Raw genomic sequence first — 22,981 nt, 5'->3', positions numbered from 1 at the left:
ACCGAGACGAAACGGTCTTCCTTTCCGGTCCGGGTCGGCGTTTCGTCTCGCTGCGCTCGCTCAACGACCGGGTCCGGCGTTTCGTCTCGCTGCGCTCGCTCAACGACCGGGTCGGCGTTTCGTCTCGCTGCGCTCGCTCGACGACCGCGGTCAGGCGGGCGCGTCGTTGGGGTCGAGGGCTTTGAGGGTGTCCTGCTCGACGGGGTTGTCGGCCTCCAGCTCGTCCTCGGTCGTCTCGTCGCCGCCCACCGGGGCATCCGGCTCGGGCTGCTCGTTGTCGGTGGGGGTGTCGTGCGTGTCGTTGCTCATCCCGCCACGGTAGGCGCGGAGCGGCCGGACGGCACGGCCCTTGACAGGGATGCCGGGGCGGGTCAGGCGGTGGGTGACATCCGCATGAGTGTCGACCGCGTCGCCTCGGCCACGATCTCACCGCGCTGATTGCGGGCCGTGTGGGCGAACTCCACGATCCCCTGCCCGGGACGCGACGACGACGCCCGGCGCGACAGCACCCGCGTCTCCGCGTAGAGCGTGTCGCCCACGCGGACGGGCGCGGGGAAGCGGACGTCGCGGAACCCGAGGTTCGCGACGATCGTCCCCTGCGTGAGCTGTGCGACCGACAGGCCGACGAGCGTCGAGAGCGTGAACATGCTGTTGACGAGCCGCTCGCCGAACTCCGTGCCCTCGGCCCAGGCGGCGTCGAGGTGCAGCGCCTGGGTGTTCATCGTCAGCGTGGTGAACAGCACGTTGTCGGCCTCGGTGACGGTGCGGCCGGGCCGGTGCGCATAGACGACGCCCTCCTCGAGCTCGTCGAAGTACAGCCCGCGCTGCTCGACTCGCCGTTCCTCGTGGTGCTCGTGCGCCTCGCCGGTGCCGGTCATGTGTCGCCTCCTGTGGACTCGTCCGCGTCGACCGTCGCCACGACCGCCCCGCGGGTCACCTGATCGCCGACGGCGACCGAGATCCTCACGATGCCCGCGACGGTCGACCGGAGCACGTGCTCCATCTTCATCGCCTCGATCGAGACGACGGGGTCGCCGGGTTCCACCCGGTCGCCGTCGGCGGCGCTCACGAGCACGACCGTGCCCGGCATGGGCGACACGAGCTGCGGGGAGCGACTCTCGTCGGCGCCGCCGCGCGTCACGGTCGCCTCCGCGACGCGGAAGGTCGCCCCGTCGACGTGCAGCCACCCGGGGACCGAGCGCACGCGCCGCCCGGCGTCGTCGATCACGACGGATGCCGTCCCGTCGGCGTGTGCGGACACCGACGCCGGGTGCACGTCGCCGCCGTCGACCTGCACCCGCGCGGCGGACAGCTCGCCCCACACGGCGATGTCGGCCGTGCGCGATCCGGCGGTGAGCCGGTAGCGGCGCGGAGCGGGTGCGCCCAGACGCCAGCCGTCGCGCCGCTGCCACGGGGTGCCGTCGGCGTCGCCGGCCTCTGCCGCCGCCAGCACCAACGCCGCCTCGGCGCACACCCGGTCGTCGGCCGCGGCGAACGGCATCCCGTCGAACGTCCGGGCGATGAGGTCGGTGTCGAGGTCGCCCGCGACCACCCGCGGCTCCTCCAACAGCAGACGCAGATACTCCAGGTTCGTCTCGAAGCCGAGCACGGCGGTGTCGGCGAGGGCGCGCACGAGCCGCCGCCGGGCGGTCTCGCGGTCGGGTGCCCACGCGATGACCTTCGCGATCATGGGGTCGTAGTCGACGGCGACATCCAGGCCGTCGGCGAGACCGGAGTCCACGCGGATGCCGTCGCCGGCGGGGTGGACGACCCGCTCCACCCGCCCGCCGGTGGGGAGGAAGCCCTCGCGCGGGTCTTCCGCATAGACGCGGGCCTCGATGCTGTGCCCCGTCAGGGCGATGTCGTCCTGGTGGAGCGGTAGCGGCATCCCGGCCGCGATGCGCACCTGCAGTTCGACCAGGTCGAGTCCCGTGACCTCTTCCGTGACGGGGTGCTCCACCTGGAGTCGCGTGTTCATCTCCATGAAGAAGAACTCGTCGGGGGCGTCGGCCGAGACGATGAACTCGACGGTGCCCGCCCCGACGTACTCCACGCTGCGTGCCGTCTCGCATGCCGCTTCGCCGAGCCGCCGTCGCAGCTCCTCCCCGTCGGGAAGTCCCGACAGGAGCGGGGAGGGCGCCTCCTCGATCACCTTCTGGTGGCGCCGCTGCAGCGAGCACTCGCGTTCGCCGAGGTGCACGACCGAGCCGTGGGTATCGGCGAGCACCTGCACCTCGATGTGGCGGGGCGAGGACACGTACCGCTCCAGGAAGAGCGTGTCGTCGCCGAAACCCGCCGCCGCTTCCCGCCGCGCCGCCGCCAGCGCGGGCCGGAGGCCGTCGGCATCCGTCACGACGTGCATGCCCTTCCCGCCGCCGCCGGCCGAGGGCTTCACGAGCACGGGGAATCCGATGTCGGCCGCCGCTGCGACGAGTTCGTCGTCGCTGAGGCCCGGGCGCGCGATCCCCGGAACGACGGGCACTCCGCGCGCCGCGACCGTCTGCTTCGCGGAGATCTTGTCCCCCATGACCGCGATCGCCTCGGCGCCCGGCCCGATGAAGACGATCCCCGCCGCGGCGCACGCCCGCGCGAATGCCGCGTTCTCGGCAAGGAAGCCGAAGCCCGGATGGATCGCCTGGGCGCCGGTGCGCCGGGCCGCGTCCAGCACGCGCTCGATGCTGAGGTAGCTCTCGGCCGCAGCGGCCGGTCCGAGACGCACGGCCTCGTCGGCGAGCTGCACGTGGAGGGCACCGGCATCCGCGTCGCTGTAGACCGCGACCGAGCGCAGGCCGAGCCGGCGGAGCGTGCGGATGACGCGCACGGCGATCTCGCCGCGATTGGCGACGAGGACGGTGTCGAAGGGGAAGGTCATGCGATCACATCCGGAAGACGCCGTAGCCGGGTTCGGGGAGCGGGGTGCGGGTGACGACATCGAGGGCGAGCCCCAGCACATCGCGGGTCTGCGCGGGCTCGATGACCCCGTCGTCCCACAGGCGCGAGGTGGAGTAGTAGGGGTTACCCTGGTGCTCGTACTGCTCGCGGAGCGGCGCTTCGAACTCTGCCTGTTCTTCGGCCGACCACGTGCCGCCGGATGCCTCGATCTGGTCGCGACGCACGGTCGACAGCACGGACGCGGCCTGCGGTCCGCCCATCACCGACACGCGCGCGCCGGGCCAGAGCCACAGGAACCGCGGCGAGTACGCGCGCCCGCACATCGAGTACGTGCCCGCGCCGAACGAGCCGCCCACGACGACCGTCAGCTTCGGCACCCGGGCGCACGCGACCGCGTTCACCATCTTCGCGCCGTGCTTCGCGATGCCGCCGGCCTCGTACTCCCGGCCGACCATGAACCCGGTGATGTTCTGGAGGAACAGCAACGGGATGCCGCGCTGGTCGCACAGCTGGATGAAGTGCGCACCCTTCATCGCCGACTCCGAGAAGAGCACGCCGTTGTTGGCGAGGATGCCGACGAGGTGGCCGTGGAGGCGGGCGAACCCGGTCACGAGCGTCTCGCCGTACTCGCGCTTGAACTCGTCGAAACGCCCGCCGTCGACCAGCCGGACGATGATCTCGCGCGCGTCGTAGGGCGTCGTGAGGTCGACGGGGACGACGTCGTAGAGCGAGTCGGAGGGCAGAGCGGGCGGTTCGGTGGGGAGGGGCGCGGAGACGGGCGGCGCGGGTGCGGGCAGGGTCGCGACGATGCCGCGGACGATCTCGAGCGCGTGCGCGTCGTCGTCGGCGAGATGGTCGGTGACGCCGGAGATCCGCGAGTGGGTGTCGCCGCCGCCGAGGTCCTCCGCCGAGACGATCTCGCCCGTGGCGGCCTTCACGAGGGGCGGGCCGCCGAGGAAGATCGTGCCTTGGGAGCGCACGATGACCGTCTGGTCGCTCATAGCGGGGACGTAGGCGCCGCCGGCGGTGGACGAGCCGAGCACAGCCGCGATCTGTGCGATACCGTCACGCGACATCCGCGCCTGGTTGTAGAAGATGCGCCCGAAGTGGTCGCGGTCGGGGAACACCTCGTCCTGGAGGGGCAGGAAGGCGCCGCCCGAGTCGACCAGCATGATGCAGGGCAGCCGGTTCTCCGCGGCGATCTCCTGCGCACGCAAGTGCTTCTTGACCGTCAGCGGGTGGTAGGTGCCGCCTTTGACGGTGGCGTCGTTGGCGATGACCATGACGTGCCGCCCGTGCACGAGGCCGATGCCCGCCACGACGCCGGCGGCCGGCCACCCGTCGATGTCGGAGGCAGCGAGCGGCGCGATCTCCAGGAAGGGGCTGCCGCGGTCGAGCAGGGCGTCGATGCGGTCGCGGACGAGGAGCTTGCCCCGCTCGACGTGCCGGGTGCGGGAGCTCTCGGGTCCGCCCCGCGCGGCGCGGTCCAGACGGCCACGCAGGTCGTCGACCAGCGCACGGTACCCGGAGGGGGTCGTCGTCGACACGGCATCCTCGCTTCGGTTATCGACGGATAACTCAAATCAGGTTAGCGGTCATTAACCGATGTTGTCGAGGGTGCCGGTGTGCTCCAGTCGGGCGGAGCAGCCACAGGCAAAGCGCACCGGCAGATCGATGACATGCGTAGAAGTGAGTCGTGACGTCCGCGACGCTGCGGTCGGTGGAGTCCGAGGCCAGGAAACTCGCCGCCACGGCGGCTCCTCGCGGGTGCGCCCACGTCGCGAGACCCGGTCCGCGACAACCCGTCCCGGCGAGATCGTGGCGAATCTCGCCGCGGTTCACCGGGCTCGTCCCGATAGCGTGCGACGATCTGCCTCCTCGTGAGGCGCATGGACGGAGGAGAACGTGAAACGACGGCTACGCATAGTTGCGATGGGGTCATCACTGACGATGATCCTGGTAACGGGAGGAGTGGCCCTCGCCGGACCGGCTTCAGCGCTGGGATCCGACAACAATCAGTGCATCGTGCTGGAGTCGGTGTACGGCACCAGCACCACTGACAGAGCGAAGACGACTACGCCCGGCGTGCGTTACTGCGGGAACGCTCGAGTTCGTGCTTCGTACGCCGCCTACTCGAGTGGGCCGATCTACTGGACGTCGTGGGTCTCGTCGTCTACCACTGCCATCGCCAACCCGACGCAGAGCGTGCGCAACGCGGAGCATGATGTCGTCGATCCCGCACCGTTCTTTGCGGGCTTGTTCCCCTTCCGCACATGACGTCGACGCGGAGAAGAATGTCGTGTCTTCTGTCCGTGCTGTCGCTCGCAAGCTTGGGGATCGCGGGATGTGCGGGAGATCCTGCGCCGGAGCCGTCCGAGACGCCCCGCTTCGAGCTGTCCGTCGAGCAGGCGGCCGCCCTGGAGGACGGGACGGTGACACGCGACGAATACGATGCCGCTTTTCGTCGGTATGAGAGCTGCATCACGGAAGCGGGGTTCGCCCTCGTGGAGGTTCGCGAGGAATATCAGGTGATTCGGTACTCAGTGCCGAACGAGGCGGTAGTGAGCGGCGTGGATGACGACTGCTACAACGGCGAGTTCGTCCTGGTCGACAGTCAATGGCAGGTCAGTGTCGAGGATGTCGGCGAGGTAGCGTCGCTTCTCGCGGGGTGCCTTATAGAGGCCGGCCTGGATTCGAGTGGCACCAAGGCGGAGAAAGAACAGCGCTTGGAGTCTGCGGGGATCTCCATCGACGCCTGCCTCGACTCGCAGCGATGAAGACGGATAGCACTCCATCGGACGGCGGACGAGTTCGGTCGCTGTTGCCTCTGCTGATTTGGCTCGTCCCCTTTGTGGCGCTCGCGGCCTGGGCGTATGTGCCGGGCTGGGTCGAGCAGAGGTCACTCGAATCACTCACGCCCCGTACCGTGGTCGCTGGAGAACGCTCGAGCGACTACCGCACGAGTGTCGTGGCCACAGTGAGGTCCTCCCCGGAGGTGGACGTCCGCTCGAGCGCCGCAGGGGTGGTGACACGAGTGTTCGTGGAGGTGGGCGATACGCCCTCGTCGGGTGACCGGCTGATCTCGGTAAACGGCCAGGTCGTCCTCGCCCAGGTGGGCGGTGAGCCCCTCTTCCGCGAGTTGCGACTGGGCGACACGGGGCGAGACGTGGCGCAGCTCAACGCCTTCTTGGCGCGCACGGACTTCGACACGAACGCACGTTCGGAGACCTTCTCTTCCGAGACCGAGGCGGCCGTTCGATCCCTTCAAGGGAAGATCGGTGTGCCCAGAGACGGGATCTTTCGCATCGATTACGTCGCCTACGTCCCGGCGGACATGGTGGGCGTTACTCGAGTCCTGGTGAGTGTCGGAGCCGCGGTGACTTCCGGCGAGTCGATCGTTCGAGGCTCGTCGCCGCTCGTCTCGGTGAGCATCGCACCTAGTGAGTCGTCGCAGACGCTTGCTCCGCTCGATGACCTGCCGCGGGAGCTGTTGGTCGGTGCCACTGCCGTGCCGGTGGCGGGGACGGAACTGGATGCCTCGGAAGTGCGCGCGTTCGAGTCGGCCTTGCGCGACAGCGGTCTTCCCCTGGAGCCGTCTGACGACCCGCAGGTGAGTGTGGCGCGAGGCCTCTATCTGCGCGCAGCGTCTCCCGTCACCTCGGCAACGGTCCCGGGGTCCGCGCTGCTGGTCGGCCACGATCTCGCATGCCTTGTGCTCGCCGATGGCGATGCACTCGATGTGGTGCCGCTCGAAGAGGCACCGCGCGCGTCGACGGAGATCGGTCAGGTGCTCGTGGAGTCCGAGTTCGTCGGGGCGGATGTCGTGAGCGACGCTTCGGCGCTCGCCGACGACGTGAAGGCGCAATGCGAGTAATTGCTCACGGGATCACCAAGTCCTTCTCCCGCACCCGCGTGCTGGACGACGTCTCCATCGAGTTCGAGAGCGGATGCATAAACGTGCTCGTCGCGCCCTCCGGTTCCGGCAAGACAACGCTCCTGTCAATTCTGGCGGGTCTCGAACGCCCCGACGGCGGCTCTGTCGCCCACGAAGTCGGTGGCCACCCGATGCCCGTCGATCCGGGCAATGTCGCCTGGGTGACCCAGGGGAACAACGTCCTCGCGGGACGCTCCGTGCTCGACAACGTGCTTCTCGGACCTCTCGCGAGCGGCGTTCCCTTCGACGCGGCGACCAAGCGCGCGCTCGATGTGCTCGATCACGTCGGACTGCGCCGTCGCGCCATCGAACGAGCGCGGGCGCTTTCGGGCGGTGAGCTGCAGCGCTTGTGCTTGGCCAGAGCTCTCGCGTCTCCGCGCCGAGCGATCTTTGCGGACGAACCGACCGCTCATTTGGATGAAGGGAACACGTCGGCGTTCGCTGCGGCGCTTCGCGGGGTGGACTCCTCGACGACGATCCTCATCGCGACTCATGATCCCGTGCTGGTCGACGTCGCCGATAGGGTCTTCGACCTCCGAGCGAAGAGGTGGGTCGGGCAGTGACGGGTTGGCGCCCGAGGTATCTGGTGCGAGAAGCCGTCTCGAACGTGCTTCTCCCCGGGCGGGGGGTGTGGTTCATCGCCGCGACTCTCCTTGCCGGTACCCTCGTCGCGGGCCACGGTGCCGGCACGTGGCTGGATCTGCAAGGCGACCTGGAGACGCAGATCTCGGAAGGAAGAAGCACCGTCGACATGGTGCTGCCCGACGGTGGTCAGATCCGCCGCCAATCCTGTGAGGCGCTTGCGTCGATGGAAGGGGTCGCTCGCGCCGGCGCGATCGTCGAGCTCGGTCGCCGGGCGTACCCCCAACTCGGCGAGAGCATTCGCACCGTGGCGGTGAGCCGCAGTCTCCTGCCCGAGTTGACGACAGCGCGCGCTGCAGTCGGGAGTGCGCTATGGACCGGAGTCGGCTCCCTTCGCCTGCTGGTGCCCAAGGGTGAGCCCCTTCACGCCGCATCGGGGCCAATGTACGAGAGCGCTTTCGGACTCTCGTCAGCGGTGGCCATCCCTTTGGAGCCTCTCGCTTCGACGGTCACCTCATGCGCGGTGCAACTGGAGCGCTACGCGGATGTGAAGCTGATGATTCCTCGGTTGATCGCTGCCGTCTCCGTCACTGGCGGAGACGTCGCAGCCAGCGCGCGGCTCACCGCCCCCTTTGATCTGATCGGCCAGTATCTGGGCCGACTGGACAGATACTTGTTCGTCGTGGGCGGCATGCTGGGCGGTCTCGTGGCGGCCGGTCGTTACGCCCTCAGGGGGAGTGAGCTCGCCGCGTACCGTTTCGCGGGTGCGACTCGCGCGGATCTCGCCGTGATCCTGTCGCTGGAGCAGGCCCTCATGGCGGGATTCTTCGTGATCGGAGGGCTTGGCGTCTGCGCCGTCCTTCCCATCGGGGACGCACGACTCGTCATAGGCGCCTGGGCGGTCCTGGGTGGGCTGGCGTGGTGGAGCTCCGCGAACGTGGGAGCCCTCCGGGTGGTCTTCGCCAATCCGATGACTCTGGCCAAGGACCGTTGACCGATGTTGTCGAGGGTGCCGGTCACCGCGAGGGGACGCCGGCGGCCAGCTCCCTGAAGAGCACCGCCGCCTCGTCGCTCCCCGCGAGCGCGGCGGACTGACCCGACCACAACGACTGCAGGTCTCCGAGGCCGCGACGGTTCGCCTCCGCGCGCAACGGACCGACGACCCAGCTCTGCGCGGGGAACGGTGCGATCGCCCCGCTCTCGGCCGTGTCGACCAGGCGATTGCGCACCCCGCGTGCCCACCGCCCGGTCGCCGCGCGCGTGAGCACGGTTCCGTCGGCGCCGACGTTCGCAAGTGCCGCCCGGTGCGCAGGGCTGGCCGCCGACTCGCGCGTGCGCAGGAACGCCGTCCCCACCTGCACGCCCGTCGCCCCCAGCGCCCACGCCGCCGCGACGCCACGCCGGTCGGCGATCCCGCCCGCGGCGATCACCGGGATGCCGACGGCATCCGCAACCTGGGGAACGAGCGCCATCGTCCCGACGAGAGAATCCTGTGCGGGCCGGAGGAAGCTCACGCGATGCCCACCCGCCTCGAATCCGCTCGCCACGACCGCGTCGGCGCCGGCCCGCTCGACGGCCACCGCTTCGGACACGGTCGTCGCCGCACCGATGACCCGGACGCCACGCTCGCGGAAGGCCTCGATCCAGGCGGGTGACGGCATCCCGAACACGAAGCTGACGGCTGCCGGACGCGCGGCGAGCACCGCCTCGAGCTGCTCGTCGACGTCGACGAGGAAGCGCTCGGGCTCTTCGGTCGGCAGCGGGAGGCCGAGCTCCGCGTACAGCGGGGCCACCGTGGCGACGGCCGCGGTCGTGTCGACCTCGCCGGGCCGCACCTCGGTGCCCACCGGCATCCACAGGTTCAGGGCGAACGGTCGGTCGGTCGCGGCCCGCAGCTGCGCCGCCGTGTCGGCGATCCGCTCGGCGTCGTAGCCGTACAGGCCGTACGACCCGAGCCCGCCGCCCTCGCTGACCACCGCCGTCAGGGCGACCGACGACATGCCGCCGAAGGGGCCGAGGACGATCGGAGTGTCGATGCCCAGCAACGCGGGGAGGGAAGTCATACCTCCAGCCTGGCCCACGGCAGCCGCCCGCGGGGCTTTCGGGGCGCCGGGGCAGCCGGGGCGCCAGGTTCCGCGTCGCCGGGTTCCGCGTACAGGGGAAAGAGGCCTTGTGCGGCGCCCCGGGCGGCCGCGGTACGGATTCCCCCTGTTGGCGGCACGAGATAACGGGTCGCCGCCCGGGGTGCTCCGGCCTGGGCCGGATCGGTCGCCGCCGGGCACTCCCTCCGGGGCGGGTCAGGCGCCGCGCGCGCCGCGTGCGCCTTCGCCCGGCAGGGCGATCGGCGTCGTGGCCGCCACCTCGTCGCTGAACTCCTCGGGAGTGACGATCCGGATCGGGCGCGTCTCGTCGAGCGTGAGGGCGAACCGGCGGGAGCCGTGGCGGTGGAGGCGTCCCGACAGCAGCAACCAGCCGAAGCCGATGCCGAACGCGACGAACGCGGCGACGGCACCGAGCAGGATGGCCGCCCGCGGACCGAACTGCGCCGCCACCCAGCCGACGATGGGCGCCCCGACCGGTGTGCCGCCCATCAGGATCGCCATGTAGAGCGCGAGCACGCGGCCGCGCAGCGTGGGGTCGGTCGTGGTCTGCACGTAGCCGTTCGCGGTGGTGAGCGTGGTCACCACCGCGAAGCCCGTGAACATCAGCGTGGCCGCGTAGAGCCAGTAGGTCGGCATGAAGGCCGACACGAGCGCGGCGACGGCGAACAGCCCGGTGCCGACGATCACGTAGCGGATCTGCGCGCGATCGCGACGGGCGGCCAGCAGGGCGCCGGCGAGCGAACCGATCGCGAGGATCGAGCTGAGGAGGCCGTAGCCGTCGGCCTCCTGGCCGAACTCCAGTGCCATCGTGGAGGCGAAGATGGGGAAGTTCATCCCGAACGCGCCCAGCAGGAACACCATCCCGAACGCGACCATGAGGTCGGGTCGGCGTGCGACGTAGCGGAAGCCGTCGGCCAGGCGTGCAGCCCTCGAGGCCTTCGCACGCGGGATGAGCTCGTCGACCCGGATCATCCCGAGGGCGACGATCATCGCGAGGAACGTCACCGCGTTGACGAGGAACACCCAGCCGGTGCCGACCGCGACGATGACGATCCCGGCGACCGCCGGTCCGATCATGCGCGCGCCGTTGAAGGATGCCGCGTTGAGCGCGACGGCGTTCGACGCGTTCTCGCGGGCGACGAGGTCGGAGACGAACGCCTGGCGTGCGGGGTTGTCGAAGGCCGCGACGACGCCGAGGGCCAGCGCGAACGCGTACATGAGGGGGAGCGTCATCACCCCCAGGAGGATGAGTACACCGATGGCCGCGCCGAGGAGGAGCAGGACGCTCTGCGTGACCATCAGCAGGCGGCGACGGTCGAAGCGGTCGGCGACGAGGCCGGTCACGCCGACGAGCAGCAGGGGCGGCGCGAACTGCAACGCCATCGTGACGCCCATCGCGCCGGCGTCGTTGTCGGTGAGTTCGGTGAGCACCACCCAGCTGAGCGCGGTGGCCTGCATCCACGCGCCGACGTTCGAGACGAGCGCGCCGATGAACCAGACGCGGTAGTTGAAGACCGAGAAGGAGCGGAACATCGCAGAGCTCATCGCGACGCCACCTCCCGCATGATGGCCGCCGCGTGGGCGAGGACGTCGCGCTCGGCGGGGTCGAGAGCCTCGAGCGCGTGCTCGAGCCAGGAGTCGCGGCGGCGCACCGTCTCCTCGACGACGGCGAGTCCGGCATCCGTCAGGCTGATGTTCACCTTGCGGCGGTCGTCCTCGTCGGCCGTGCGGGTGAGGTAGCCCGACTCCTCGAGGAAGTTCACGGTGCGGTTCATCGACGGCGCGGAGACGCGCTCGCGGTCGGCGAGCTCGCTGAGCGTGTGCGGCCCGTGGACCTTGAGCGCGGCGAGGACGGCGAACTGGCCGTCGCTCATCGTGTCGACGGCGCGCTCCGAGCGCAGACGTCGGGCCAACCGGAAGGTGGCCATGCGGAAATCGGAGGCGAGAGGGGTGTCGGGGGTGGGGTCTGTGGTGCTCATTCAGTTACTTAGCCTAGCTCATTAGTTTTGCTAAGTAAATCGACCGCGACCGGTCCCCGCGATCAGGCGGCGGTCCGCGCCGGCCCGGATCAGGCGTCGGCGGTGTCGCGCTCCCGGCGCCGGCCGAGGCCCGCCGTCGCGAACAGGCCGACCGCCACGAAGCCCGCCGCCGTGAAGGCCGCCCACCGGGTGCCCTCCGAGAACGCCTCTCGGGCCGCCTCCGCCGCAGGGGCCGTCGAGGGGTCGGCATCCAGTCCGGCGATCGCCCCGCCGGCACTGTCGACGACCGCCGCCACGACGCGATCCCGCTCCGCCGCGGAAACGCCCTGGTCGTCCAGTGCCGCTCCGAGCACGCCCGCCGTCGTCGTGAACAGCACGGTGCCGAGGATCGCGATGCCCAGCGCCGAGCCCACCTGTCGCGCCGTCGACTGCGTTCCCGAACCCTGGCCCGACTGTGTCACCGGCACGTCCTGCAGGATCACGCCCGTCAGCTGCGCCGTGGCGAGCCCCACCCCGATGCCGTAGACGAACAGTCCGGGAAGCAGCAGACCCCACGCCGTGTCGGGTCCGATGACGGCCGCGACGGCGGCGATGCCGACGATTTCGGCGATGAGTCCCGCCCGCACGACGAGAACGGGCGACACCCGTCCGCTGAGACCGCCCGCGATGCCGCTCGCGACGAACGATCCGCCGGCGAGTGCGAGGAGCACGAGGCCCGTCTGGAGCGCGTCGAAGCCGAGCACGAACTGGAGCCAGAGGGGCAGCGCGAGGATGAGGCCGAACTCGCCGAGGGCCACCACGAGGGCGGCGAGGTTGCCGGTGCGGAACGTGCCGATGCGGAACAGCGAGAGGTCCAGCAGCGCCGACCGGCCGTGTCGGCGTCGCGACACCGTCCACGCGAGGAAGCCCGCGAGGGCGAGCGCCGAGACGGCGAACGCGATCGGCACGGGGGAGAGCGCCCACGGCCAGGTCCAGTCGCCCACGGTGGGGGCGGTGTCGGTGAGCCACCAGCCGTACGTGCGGCCCTCGATGAGCCCGAAGACCAGGGTGCCGAACAGCACGACCGACAGTGCCGACCCGACGAGGTCGACGCGGCCGTACCCCGGCTCGCGCGACTCCGCGACCGCCCACAGCACGCCCGCGATGATCAGGATGCCGAGGGGCACGTTGATGCCGAACGCCCAGCGCCACGAGAACGCCGTCGTGAGCCACCCGCCCAGCAACGGCCCCACCGCGGCCATGCCGCCGATCGTCGAGCCCCATACGGCGAACGCGATGCCGCGCTCGCGGCCGCGGAAGGTCGCATTGAGGAGCGAGAGCGTCGTGGGCAGCATCATGGCCCCGCCGACGCCCTGCACGAGACGCGCGGCGATGAGGAGCCCGCCGGTCGGTGCGAGCGCGGCGAACACGGAGGATGCCGCGAAGATCACGACGCCGATCAGCAGCATGCGGCGTCGGCCGAATCGGTCGCCCAGACTTCCGAAGAGGAGGAGGAGTGAGGCGAAGACGAGGGTGTAGGCCTCCTGCACCCACTGGACCTCGGTGGACGAGATGCCGAGGTCGTCGACCACGGCCGGAATCGCGACGTTGACGATGGTCGAGTCGACGATGATGAGCGCCACGGCGAGGCTGATGAAGACGAGTCCGAACCAGCGCCGAGAGGAGATGTCCGCCATGGATCGCTAGCTTATCTAGCGAAAATCCGAAACGGAAGGGGTGCACGCAGGGTCGTAGACTCGGCCGCATGCCCGAACTCGCCGAAGAGCGGACCTATACCGACGCCCACGGCATCCGCATCGTCTACGACGTCCGACCCGCCGACGGCACGCCGCGCGGGGTCGTGCAGCTGCTGCACGGCGTGGGGGAGCACGCCGGACGCTACGGCGCGCTCATCGCCGCGCTCGCCGGCGCCGGCTTCACCGTCTACGCCGACGACCATCGCGGCCACGGTCGCACGGGACTCGCGCAGCACGGCGGCGACCGCACCAGACTCGGCCGTCTCGGCAAAGGCGGGATGCCGGCCACCCTCGCGGCCTGCCGACAGCTCACCGACATCATCCGCGACGAGAACCCCGGGCTGCCGCTCATCCTCCTCGGGCACTCGTGGGGATCGTTCCTCGCGCAGATGCTCGTGAACGACCGACCCGAGGCCTACGACGCGCTCGTGCTGTCGGGGTCGGCGCTGCGCTGGCCGGGCACCCTCAACTCGGGCGACCTCAACGCGCCGTGGAAGGACCGCGAAGCCTCCGGCACCGAGTGGCTCTCCAGCGACCTCACCGTCGGCGCCGCCTTCCTGGCCGACCCGCTCACCACCTCCGAACCGCTCCTGAAGCTCTTCGGCGTGCTCGACGCCGCTCGCCTGTTCGGACGGCCCCGCCGCGACCTCGGCCACGACCTGCCCGTGCTTCTCATGGTCGGGCAGGACGACACGGTCGGCGGTCCGCGCAGCGTCCACAAACTCGCCGACGCCTACCGCACCCGCTCGGGCCTCACCGACGTGACGACCCTCGTCTACCCGGGCGCCCGGCACGAGATCTTCAACGAGACGATGCAGGCCGACGTGCGCGCCGACCTCCTCGCCTGGCTCGACGCCCGCTTCGCGCGGCGCTGACTCGTAGGCTGGGACCATGCACGGTGAGTACAAGGTTCCGGGCGGCAAGCTCGTCGTCGTCGACCTCGAGGTCGAGAACGGTCGCATCACGGACTTCCACCTCGCGGGGGACTTCTTCCTCGAGCCCGACGACGCGCTCCTCGACATCGACGCGGCTGTCACCGGACTCCCCGTCGAAGCCGACGTCGCCACGATCGCCGCTGCTGTGCGCGCCGCGCTCCCCGACGGTGCGCAGCTCCTCGGCTTCACCCCCGAGTCGGTCGGCACGGCCGTACGCCGCGCCCTCGTCACGGCGGCGGGGTGGCGCGACTTCGAGTGGGAGGTCGTGCACGAGAAGGCCGTCTCGCCCCGCATGAACCTCGCCCTCGACGAGGTGCTCACGACGCGCGTCGGCGACGGCCGACGCCGGCCCACGCTCCGCATCTGGGAATGGGACGAATCCGCCGTCGTCATCGGCTCCTTCCAGTCACTGCGCAACGAGGTCGACCCCGAGGGAGCCGCCCGTCACGGCTTCGACGTCGTCCGGCGCATCTCCGGCGGAGGCGCCATGCTGATGGCCGCCGGGTCGATCGTCACCTATTCGCTGTACGTCCCGGCATCCCTCGTGTCGGGGATGACCTTCGCCGACTCGTACGCGTTCCTCGACGACTGGGTGCTGCAGGCACTTCGTTCGCTCGGCATCGACGCCGTGTACCAGCCGCTCAACGACATCGCCTCGCCGCAGGGCAAGATCGGCGGCGCCGCGCAGAAACGCCTCGCCAACGGCGGCGTGCTGCACCATGCGACGCTCTCGTACGACATGGACGGCCAGGTGCTCACCGAGGTGCTGCGCATCGGCCGCGAGAAGCTCAGCGACAAGGGCACCGTGTCGGCGGCCAAGCGCGTCGACCCGCTCCGCAGCCAGACGGGCCTGCCGCGAGAGGCGATCATCGAGCGGTTCATCGAGACCTTCACGAAGCTGTACGCCGCCGAACCGGGAACGATCTCGGCCGAGGAGTACGCCGAGGCCGAAGCGCTCGTGGCATCCAAATTCGCCACCGACGCGTGGCTGCGCCGCGTTCCGTGAGCGCCGCGGAGCCGCTGCCGGCCCCTCCGGTCGCTGCCGGGGCGGTGGAGATCCACCACGGCGACAACCTGACGGTCGCGCGGGGCCTGCCGGACGGCTCCTTCACCCTCGTGTACCTCGATCCGCCCTTCAATACGGGCCGCACGCAGGGCAAGGCGGTCGAAAGTGCCGTGCGTGGCGCGCGCGAGGCGTCGGTAACTCCTCCAGATCGGGAGGCCGAGTCGGCGGCGACCGCGGAAATCCGGGCCGCTGCGGCGGGCGACCCCGCGGATCGATGGAGTTCGCCACCGTCCGCCGCGACGCGGGCCCCGGTGAAGGCCGGATTCCGCGGGGCGAACTACGCGCGGCTGCGCGGCGACCTGCGGGCCTACGACGACCGGTTCGACGACTACTGGGAGTTCCTCGAGCCGCGACTGCGCGAAGCGTGGCGCCTTCTCGCCGACGACGGCACCCTGTACCTCCACCTCGACTACCGCGAGGCGCACTACGCGAAGGTGCTGCTCGACGCGCTCTTCGGCCGGGAGTGCTTCCTCAACGAGCTCATCTGGGCGTACGACTACGGCGCGAAGAGCCGTCGCCGCTGGCCCACCAAGCACGACACGATCCTCGTGTACGTGAAAGATCCAGCGCGGTACTGGTTCGACTCGGATGCCGTCGACCGCGAGCCCTACATGGCCCCCGGCCTCGTGACCCCCGAGAAGGCCGCGCGCGGCAAGCTCCCCACCGATGTGTGGTGGCACACGATCGTCCCCACGGGCGGACGCGAGAAGACCGGCTACCCCACGCAGAAGCCCGAAGGCATCCTGCGCCGGATCGTGCAGGCGTCGAGCCGTCCGGGCGATCGCGTACTCGACCTCTTCGCCGGGAGCGGGACCACCGGTGCCGTCGCCTCCGCGCTCGGACGCGACGCGGTGCTCGTCGACAGCAACCCCGAGGCGATCGCCGTCATGCGTCGACGCCTCCCCGCGGCCACCGTCCGCTGACGGGAGCCGGTGACCGAGCCGTCGCCGCCTCAGTCGTCGAGGAACTCCAGGAGCGCCGCGTTGACCTCGGCGCCGTGCGTCCACAGCAGCCCGTGCGGGGCGCCCTCGATCTCCACGTAGGTCGCGTCGGGGAGGAGCTCGCGGAACCTCCGCGCCGTCTTGTCGATCGGCAGGATGTTGTCGGCCGTGCCGTGGAGGATGAGGGTCGGCACCGTGACGGCGGGGATGTCGGCGCGGAAGTCGGTCGGCCACGTGAGGGGCGCGGCGGCGATCGCCGTGTTGCCGGCGCGGCGCGCGGTGGCGACCGACGCGTCGAGAGCTTCCTGCGAGATGCGGTCGCCGAGGGTGTCGTCGAGGTTGTAGAAGTCGCGGAAGAAGCCCGTGAGGAACGCGTGGCGGTCATCGCGCACCGACTGCGCGATGCCGTCGAAGAACTCCTGAGGGCCGGCGCCGTCGGGGTTGTCGTCGGTGATGAGCAGGAACGGCTCGAGCGAACCGAGGAACGCGGCCTTCGCGATGCGTCCTGCGCCGTAGCGCGAAAGGTAGCGCGCGATCTCACCGGTGCCCATCGAGAACCCGACGAGGATGGCGTCGGTCAGGTCGAGGTCTTCGATCAGCGCGTGGAGGTCGGCTGCGAACGTGTCGTAGTCATAGCCGGAACCGGCCTTCGAAGACGCACCGAATCCGCGCCGGTCGTACGCGATCACGCGGTACCCGGCATCCAGGAGTGCCGCCTGCTGCTTGCCCCATGACTCCCCGTCCAGCGGGAAGCCGTGGATCAGCACGACCGGCTGCCCCTCGCCCTGGTCGGTGTAGAAGATCTCGACGTCGGTCGAGTTCTCGGTGCCCACGGTGATGTACGCCACGATGGCTCCTTCCGGCCGCGGACGGATGCCGCCGCCTGCGGTCGACGTTACGGCGCGGTCGCCGTGGCATCCACCCCTTGACGCACGCCACATCGGATGTTCACGCGCGCGTCCCGCGAAGGTGGCGCAGGCGGTGGCCTCGCGCCCGCGAAGGTGGCGCAGACGGCGGCCTCCGTCGCGCGGAAGCAGCCGATTGCGCCACTTTCACGCGCGCGGCACCCCGCCGACGCCGGCCCGGCGCCGGGTCAGGCGTCGCGGCGGGCGCCCTCGGACGGGCGCACCGTGAAGATGTGCGGGGCGGCGAAGCCGGCGGCGGCGAAGGCCCGCTCCACGGCGACACCGACCTCGGCGACGCGCGCCTGGTCGACGAGCGCGATAGCCGCGCCCCCGAAGCCTCCGCCGGTCATACGCGCGCCGACGGCGCCGGCAGCCCGGGCGGTGTCGACGGCGAGATCGAGCTCGGGCACCGAGATCTCGAAGTCGTCGCGCATCGAGGCGTGCGACGCATCGAGCAGGTGGCCGATCGCCCGCGGGCCTTCGCGGCGGAGCGTCTCGACCGTGTCGAGCACGCGCTGGTCCTCGGTCACGACGTGGCGCACTCGTCGGAACGTCACGTCGTCCATGAGCTCTTCCGCGCGGGCCAGGTCGGCCGGCGCCAGGTCGCGCAGCGCCGCGACGCCCATGATCTCGGCCCCGCGTTCGCACGCGGCGCGGCGCTCGCCGTAGCCGCCGGTGGAGTGCGCGTGCTTCACACCGGTGTCGATCACGACGAGCTCCAGCTCGGCCGCGGCGAAGCCCAGGTCGACGACGTCGGCCTCGAGGGAGCGGCAGTCGAGGAAGATCGCCGCATCGGCGCGGCCGAGCATGGATGCCATCTGGTCCATGATCCCGGTGGGCGCCCCGACCGCGTCGTTCTCGGCGAGGCGACCGGCCTGCGCGAGTGCGACCCGGTCGCGCCCGAGCTGCCACACGTCGTTCAGCGCGGATGCCGTGGCGCCCTCGATCGCGGCGGACGACGACAGCCCTGCGCCGACCGGGACGTCGGAGGCGAAGGCGAGATCGACCCCGGAGACCGCGTCGACATCGGCATCCCGCAGCAGCGCCCAGGCGACCCCCAGGGGGTACCGCGCCCACTCGACGATCTCATCGCGGCGAGCGGGGAAGAGGGTGTCGAGATCGGCGAGGGCCACTTCGACGGGCACCGGGTCGAACGTCGACACGACACGGATGCGGGCGTCGTCGCGCAGCCCGAGCGCGACCGAGGTGCGGTGGTCGATCGCGAAGGGGAAGACGAAGCCGTCGTTGTAGTCGGTGTGCTCGCCGATGAGGTTGACGCGACCGGGCGAGGACCACACGCCGTGCGGGGCGGCGCCGGTGAGGTCGTGGAACAGGGCGGTGGCGGTGGTCACAGGACGACTCCTTCGATGGCGGCGCGGAGGCGCTCGGCGGCGGTCTCGGGCGGGACGTCGCCGATCCAGGCGCCCATGGCCGACTCCGAGCCGGCGAGGAACTTGAGCTTGTCGGCGGCGCGGCGCGGGCTCGTCAACTGCAGGTGGAGGCGCACGGTGTCGCGTCCGACGTGCACGGGGGCCTGGTGCCACGCCGCAATGTACGGCGTGGGGGAGTCGTAGAGCGCATCGACACCGCGCAGGAGGCGCAGATAGAGCGGCGCGAGCTCGTCGCGTTCGGCCTCGTCGAGAGCCGCGAAGTCGGGCACCTGACGGTGGGGGAGCAGGTGCACCTCGATCGGCCAGCGTGCGGCGAACGGGACGAACGCGGTCCAGTGCTCGCCCCGCAGCACCACCCGCGGACCCTCCTGCTCGAACTCGAGGATGCGCTGGAACAGGTCGGGAGCGGTGCGGTCGATCGAGTCGAGCAGTCGCGTCGTGCGGGGCGTGATGTACGGGTAGGAGTAGATCTGCCCGTGCGGGTGGTGGAGCGTGACACCGATCGCCTCGCCGCGGTTCTCGAACGGGAACACCTGCTGCACGCCGGGAAGGGCGGACAGGGCTGCGGTGCGGTCGGCCCACGCCTCGATGACGGTGCGCGCGCGGGTGACGGTCTGCGTGCCGAACGAGCCGGCGTGGTCGGGCGAGAAGCACACGACCTCGCACCGGCCGACGCTCGTGCGGGTGCGGCCGAGGCCGAGGTGGCTGAGGTCGTCGAGGTCGCGGGGGGCGTCGGCGGCGACGGGGAGATCGCCGACGGCATCCGCGAGGGCCGGCCCGAACGACGGCGACTTGTTCTCGAACACGGCGACGTCGTAGCGCGAGGGGATCTCGGACGGGTTCGTCGGCGTCTGCGGCGCGAGGGGGTCGAGCTCGGCGGGGGGAAGGAAGGCGCGGTCCTGGCGCGCGGCCGCGACCGAGACCCAGTCGCCGGTGAGCACGTCTTGCCGCATGGTGGCGGTCTCGGGGCGGGGGCCGAGGTCGCGGGTGTCGACACCGCGCTCGTCGCCGAGCGTCGTGTCGGGGTCGTCGAAGTAGATCAGCTCGCGACCGTCGGCGAGGCGCGTGGACCGCTTCACGACGCCCGCGCCGAGGGGTTCGGGGCGGACGGGCACGGTCGGGAACTCAGGCATGTTCACGATAACACGGTAGCGCGGGGGCGTGTTATCGTCAACACGACGCGGATCGAAGGAGTTACCCACGGTCGACGGCGGGCACCGCGTCGGCGCGACGCTCGCGAACCGCGTATGCGGCGAGCCGGCACAGCGAGTAACAGGGGCGAAGAACGGGGCGGACATGGAGCGACGAGTGTCGATGGGCGACGTCGCGGCGGCGGCCGGCGTCTCGGCCCAGACCGTGTCCCGCGTCGTCAACGCCAGCCCCCGCGTCGACCCCGCCACGCGGGCCCGGGTGGAGGATGCCATGGCGCTCCTCGGCTACCAGGTCAACCGGGCCGCGCGGGCTCTGCGCACGGGGCGCTCTCACACGATCGGCGTCGTCGTGGCGACTCTCGCCTCCGTCGGTAACTCCCGCATGCTGGAGGCGGTCGCGGCATCCGCTGCCCGCCGGGGCTTCGCGCTCACCGTCGTCACCCTCGCCGGCTCCGACGGTGTGGCCGACGCGTTCGCGCAGCTCCACGAGCAGGGTGTCGACGGGGCGATCGTGCTCAACGAGGCGACGGCGATTGCGGGCGACGCGCCCGTGCCCGCGGGGCTGCGGATCGTCGCCGTCGACGCGCCGCGCCCGCTCGAGTCCGACGACGCCGCCACGCCGTTCCCGACGGTGCAGTCCGACCACGCCGGCGGCGCGGCTGCCGCCACGGCGCACCTCCTCGGACGAGGGCACGCGACCGTCTTCCACCTCGCGGGGCCGACGACGTCGTTCGCGGCCGGCGAGCGCGAGCGCGGCTGGCGGGAGACGCTCGCCGCCTCCGGAGCTCCGGCTCCCGATCCGCTGCGGGGCGACTGGACGGCGGCCTCCGGCTTCGCCGCCGGCGTGCGGCTGGCCGCTCTCCCCGGGGTGACGGCGGTCTTCGCCGCCAACGATCAGATGGCGCTGGGGCTCGTGCGCGCGCTGTCGGAGGCGGGGCGCACGGTGGGTGACGACGTGCACGTGGTCGGGTTCGACGACGTCGCGGATGCCGCAGACTTCCGCCCGCCGCTGACCACCGTCCGACAGGACTTCGACGCGCTGGGCGAAGCGGCCGTCACGTCGCTCGTCGCGGCGATCGGCGGCGCCGCGCCCGCGCACGTGACGCTCCCGGCGACGCTCGTTCAGCGCGCGTCGGCCTGACCGGGAGCGTGCGGCGGTCCGAGCCGACCGGAATCGCGTGCGGCGTGTGCCGGGCTCAGCCGGCGGCGCGGCGGGCTTCCCAGCCCGAACGCACCATCTCGTCGACCGTGTACCGGTTCTTCCAGTCGAGGTCGCGTGCGGCGAGCTCGCCGGTCGCGACGATGCGGTCGGGGTCGCCGGCCCGGCGCGGTCCGATCTCGGGCGTGAAGTCGATGCCGGTCACGCGGGCCATGGCATCCATGATCTCGCGCACCGACAGCCCGTTCTTCGAGCCGAGGTTGTAGGCGGGCTCGACCGGCTGCCCCGCGGCGAGGCGCTGCGCGGCGACGACGTGGGCGGCGGCGATGTCGCCGATGTGCACGTAGTCCCGGACGTTCGTGCCGTCGGGGGTGTCGTAGTCGTCGCCGAAGATCTTCGGCGTGCGTCCCTCGATGAGCGCCTCGTAGACGAGCGGGAACAGGTTGTGGGGGCTGACGTCGTACACCGAGGGGTCGCTCGATCCGACGACGTTGAAGTAGCGCAGCGACGTGTGGCGCAGCGGCGCGTCGGAGGATGCCGTGGCGACCGCCTGGTCGCGGATGAGCCACTCGCCGATGAGCTTGGACTCGCCGTACGGGGATGCCGGACGCTTCGGCAGGTCTTCCGTCACGAGCGGCACATCGGGGGTGCCGTAGACGGCGGCGCTGGAGGAGAAGACGAGGCGGCTCACGCCGGCCTCCTCCATCGCGGCGAGTACGACGCGGGTGCCCTCGACGTTCTGCTCGTAGGTGTGGAGCGGGCGCTGCACCGAGACGCCGGCGTACTTGTAGGCGGCGACGTGGATGACGCCGACCACCTCGTGGGCGCGCATCGTGTCGATCAGGAGCTGCGTGTCGAGGATCGAGCCGCGCACGTACGGCACGCCCTCCGGGACGAAGGTCGCCCGCCCGCTCGACTCGTTGTCGAGGACGACGGGCGACATGTCCGCCGCCGTCAGCGCGCGGACGATGTGGGCGCCGATGTATCCGGCACCTCCGGTGACGAGCCAGCTCATGAGTTCTCCTGGTGAATCGGGGGCGGTACGGGACGCGGACCGGTGTAGGGACCGGTGGACTGGCGCACGACGAGCTCGGTGGCGACGGTGCGCACGCCGGGGGCCAGGTCGCGGCCCTGGATCTCGTCGATGATGAGCGAGACGGCCAGCGACCCGGCGTCTTCGAAGAACTGGTGGACGGTCGTCAGCGGCGGCCAGAAGTGCGCGGCTTCGTCCATGTCGTCGAAGCCGACGACGCTGACGTCGTCGGGAACGCGCACGCCGCGCTCGTGGAGCGCGCGCAGCACACCGAGCGCCATCTGGTCGTTGGAGGCGAACACGGCGGTCGCCTCGGCGAGATCGGCGAGGGCGAGCCCCGCGCGGTAGCCGGAGTCGGCCGACCAGTCGCCGAGGAACGGCTCGGGGACGGCGCGCTGCTCGTGCTCGAGGATCTCGCGCCACGTCTCGGTGCGCTCGCGCGCGGAGTTCGACTCCGACGGGCCGGCGACGTGCCACACCGTCGGGTGGCCGAGGTCGAGGAGATGGCGGACGGCGAGGCGCGCGCCGTTGATCTGGTCGGCGTTGATCGAGGGGCGGTCGGGGCGCGCGCCGGCTTCGACGATGATGCTCGGGATGCCGTCGGGGAACACGAGCGCGGACTTCGAGATGAGGTGCGATTCGATGATCACGATGATGCCGTCGACGGCATCCTGTCCGAGGCGTGACAGCGCCGACGAGACCTGACCCTCGCGCTCGCCCTCCTCGGTGCCGGGCTGCACCTGGATGAGCTCGACCGCGTAGTCGCGTCGCGCGGCCTCGGCGACGATGCCCGCGATCGTGCGGATGTTGCCGAGCGTGCCGAGGGTGAAAACGACGACGCCGATCGAGCCGAACGACCCGCGGCGGAGGGCGCGGGCGGCGACGTTCGGGCGGTAGCCGAGGTCTGCCATGGCCGCGAGCACCTTCTGCCGCGTGGGCTCGGCGACGTTGGGCGCGTTGTTGGCGACCCGCGACACGGTCTGTCCCGAAACGCCCGCCGCCTGCGCGACTTCGCGCAGGGAGACGGATCTCGGGTGATCGTTCGCGAGGGTCATCAAGGTCACTCTATGCCTTAGGTCGGACTCGGGGTTGACAGATGTTGACGTAAACATGCTACTCTCGCCCCGTCCGATGTTGACGTAAACATTTCGTCGACGCACGGATGCCACGACCAC

Annotated in this window: 21 protein-coding genes; 8 read left to right on the top strand and 13 right to left on the bottom strand. The window is 70.9% G+C overall.

Features of this window, described 5'->3' with window-relative positions; genetic code table 11:
- Window positions 1-150: 150 nt before the first annotated feature.
- From ACSQ18_RS13585 to ACSQ18_RS13570, 4 genes are all read right to left on the bottom strand, one after another.
- Window positions 151-309: a hypothetical protein gene (locus ACSQ18_RS13585; RefSeq protein ID WP_436037952.1), complete on the bottom strand. Its 159-nt coding sequence runs from the start codon at window positions 307-309 to the stop codon at window positions 151-153.
- A gap of 62 nt (window positions 310-371) precedes the next feature.
- On the bottom strand, window positions 372-878 hold the full coding sequence (locus tag ACSQ18_RS13580; RefSeq protein ID WP_436037951.1) for a MaoC family dehydratase: 507 nt from the start codon (window positions 876-878) through the stop codon (window positions 372-374).
- Window positions 875-2,872 carry an acetyl/propionyl/methylcrotonyl-CoA carboxylase subunit alpha gene (locus ACSQ18_RS13575; RefSeq protein ID WP_436037950.1) on the bottom strand — a complete coding sequence of 666 codons (1,998 nt, stop codon included), beginning with the start codon at window positions 2,870-2,872 and terminating at the stop codon, window positions 875-877. The genes ACSQ18_RS13580 and ACSQ18_RS13575 overlap by 4 nt, the downstream gene beginning before the upstream one ends.
- A gap of 4 nt (window positions 2,873-2,876) precedes the next feature.
- On the bottom strand, window positions 2,877-4,439 hold the full coding sequence (locus ACSQ18_RS13570; RefSeq protein ID WP_436037949.1) for a carboxyl transferase domain-containing protein: 1,563 nt from the start codon (window positions 4,437-4,439) through the stop codon (window positions 2,877-2,879).
- 765 nt (window positions 4,440-5,204) lie between these two features.
- Between ACSQ18_RS13570 and ACSQ18_RS13565 the strand changes: the two genes are divergently transcribed.
- From ACSQ18_RS13565 to ACSQ18_RS13550, 4 genes are all read left to right on the top strand, one after another.
- Window positions 5,205-5,669: a hypothetical protein gene (locus tag ACSQ18_RS13565; RefSeq protein ID WP_436037948.1), complete on the top strand. Its 465-nt coding sequence runs from the start codon at window positions 5,205-5,207 to the stop codon at window positions 5,667-5,669.
- Between the two features lie 245 nt (window positions 5,670-5,914).
- Window positions 5,915-6,766 carry a peptidoglycan-binding domain-containing protein gene (locus ACSQ18_RS13560; RefSeq protein ID WP_436037947.1) on the top strand — a complete coding sequence of 284 codons (852 nt, stop codon included), beginning with the start codon at window positions 5,915-5,917 and terminating at the stop codon, window positions 6,764-6,766.
- Window positions 6,757-7,389 (top strand): ABC transporter ATP-binding protein, encoded by a 633-nt coding sequence (locus ACSQ18_RS13555; protein WP_436037946.1) that lies wholly within the window; start codon window positions 6,757-6,759, stop codon window positions 7,387-7,389. The genes ACSQ18_RS13560 and ACSQ18_RS13555 overlap by 10 nt, the downstream gene beginning before the upstream one ends.
- Before the next feature lie 23 nt (window positions 7,390-7,412).
- Window positions 7,413-8,402, top strand: a complete 990-nt coding sequence (locus ACSQ18_RS13550) for a hypothetical protein (protein WP_436037945.1) — start codon at window positions 7,413-7,415, stop codon at window positions 8,400-8,402.
- Between the two features lie 22 nt (window positions 8,403-8,424).
- Here the strand turns inward: ACSQ18_RS13550 and ACSQ18_RS13545 are convergent, their stop codons facing one another.
- The 4 genes from ACSQ18_RS13545 to ACSQ18_RS13530 form a co-directional block, all read right to left on the bottom strand.
- The gene (locus ACSQ18_RS13545) at window positions 8,425-9,471 is read right to left on the bottom strand and encodes an NAD(P)H-dependent flavin oxidoreductase (RefSeq protein WP_436037944.1); all 1,047 of its coding nucleotides are present in this window, start codon (window positions 9,469-9,471) and stop codon (window positions 8,425-8,427) included.
- Between the two features lie 234 nt (window positions 9,472-9,705).
- A complete protein-coding gene (locus tag ACSQ18_RS13540) occupies window positions 9,706-11,055 on the bottom strand; it encodes an MFS transporter (RefSeq protein WP_436037943.1) in 1,350 nt (449 codons plus the stop codon).
- Window positions 11,052-11,489 carry a MarR family winged helix-turn-helix transcriptional regulator gene (locus ACSQ18_RS13535; RefSeq protein ID WP_436037942.1) on the bottom strand — a complete coding sequence of 146 codons (438 nt, stop codon included), beginning with the start codon at window positions 11,487-11,489 and terminating at the stop codon, window positions 11,052-11,054. The genes ACSQ18_RS13540 and ACSQ18_RS13535 overlap by 4 nt, the downstream gene beginning before the upstream one ends.
- An 89-nt stretch (window positions 11,490-11,578) precedes the next feature.
- A complete protein-coding gene (locus ACSQ18_RS13530) occupies window positions 11,579-13,165 on the bottom strand; it encodes a DHA2 family efflux MFS transporter permease subunit (protein ID WP_436037941.1) in 1,587 nt (528 codons plus the stop codon).
- A 68-nt stretch (window positions 13,166-13,233) separates the two neighbouring features.
- Here ACSQ18_RS13530 and ACSQ18_RS13525 point away from each other — a divergent pair, with 68 nt between their 5' ends.
- From ACSQ18_RS13525 to ACSQ18_RS13515, 3 genes are read left to right on the top strand one after another with little or no spacing between them, the layout of a single operon-like run.
- Window positions 13,234-14,100: an alpha/beta hydrolase gene (locus ACSQ18_RS13525; protein ID WP_436037940.1), complete on the top strand. Its 867-nt coding sequence runs from the start codon at window positions 13,234-13,236 to the stop codon at window positions 14,098-14,100.
- A 16-nt stretch (window positions 14,101-14,116) separates the two neighbouring features.
- Window positions 14,117-15,166, top strand: a complete 1,050-nt coding sequence (locus tag ACSQ18_RS13520; RefSeq protein ID WP_436037939.1) for a lipoyl protein ligase domain-containing protein — start codon at window positions 14,117-14,119, stop codon at window positions 15,164-15,166.
- A complete protein-coding gene (locus tag ACSQ18_RS13515) occupies window positions 15,145-16,149 on the top strand; it encodes a DNA-methyltransferase (RefSeq protein WP_436037938.1) in 1,005 nt (334 codons plus the stop codon). The genes ACSQ18_RS13520 and ACSQ18_RS13515 overlap by 22 nt, the downstream gene beginning before the upstream one ends.
- Before the next feature lie 29 nt (window positions 16,150-16,178).
- On the opposite strand, the gene ACSQ18_RS13510 is transcribed toward ACSQ18_RS13515, so the two are convergent.
- From ACSQ18_RS13510 to galT, 3 genes are all read right to left on the bottom strand, one after another.
- Complete coding sequence (locus ACSQ18_RS13510) at window positions 16,179-17,015, bottom strand: alpha/beta fold hydrolase (RefSeq protein ID WP_436037937.1); 837 nt, start codon at window positions 17,013-17,015, stop codon at window positions 16,179-16,181.
- A 245-nt stretch (window positions 17,016-17,260) separates the two neighbouring features.
- Window positions 17,261-18,424, bottom strand: coding sequence for a galactokinase (gene galK, locus ACSQ18_RS13505; RefSeq protein ID WP_436037936.1), 1,164 nt, complete (start codon window positions 18,422-18,424; stop codon window positions 17,261-17,263).
- Complete coding sequence (gene galT / locus ACSQ18_RS13500) at window positions 18,421-19,596, bottom strand: galactose-1-phosphate uridylyltransferase (protein ID WP_436038447.1); 1,176 nt, start codon at window positions 19,594-19,596, stop codon at window positions 18,421-18,423. Before galT ends, galK begins: the two co-directional genes overlap by 4 nt.
- Before the next feature lie 181 nt (window positions 19,597-19,777).
- Between galT and ACSQ18_RS13495 the strand changes: the two genes are divergently transcribed.
- Window positions 19,778-20,755, top strand: coding sequence for a LacI family DNA-binding transcriptional regulator (locus tag ACSQ18_RS13495; RefSeq protein WP_436038446.1), 978 nt, complete (start codon window positions 19,778-19,780; stop codon window positions 20,753-20,755).
- Between the two features lie 55 nt (window positions 20,756-20,810).
- On the opposite strand, the gene galE is transcribed toward ACSQ18_RS13495, so the two are convergent.
- Window positions 20,811-21,788, bottom strand: a complete 978-nt coding sequence (gene galE / locus ACSQ18_RS13490; protein WP_436037935.1) for a UDP-glucose 4-epimerase GalE — start codon at window positions 21,786-21,788, stop codon at window positions 20,811-20,813.
- A complete protein-coding gene (locus ACSQ18_RS13485; protein WP_436037934.1) occupies window positions 21,785-22,861 on the bottom strand; it encodes a LacI family DNA-binding transcriptional regulator in 1,077 nt (358 codons plus the stop codon). Before ACSQ18_RS13485 ends, galE begins: the two co-directional genes overlap by 4 nt.
- Between the last annotated feature and the right edge of the window lie 120 nt (window positions 22,862-22,981).

It is taken from the genome of Microbacterium sp. LjRoot45 (genome assembly GCF_964253325.1).
Taxonomy (GTDB): Bacteria; Actinomycetota; Actinomycetes; order Actinomycetales; family Microbacteriaceae; genus Microbacterium.
The sequence above is the reverse complement of the archived record's forward strand: the minus strand, read 5'-3'. Positions and strand labels throughout refer to the sequence as shown.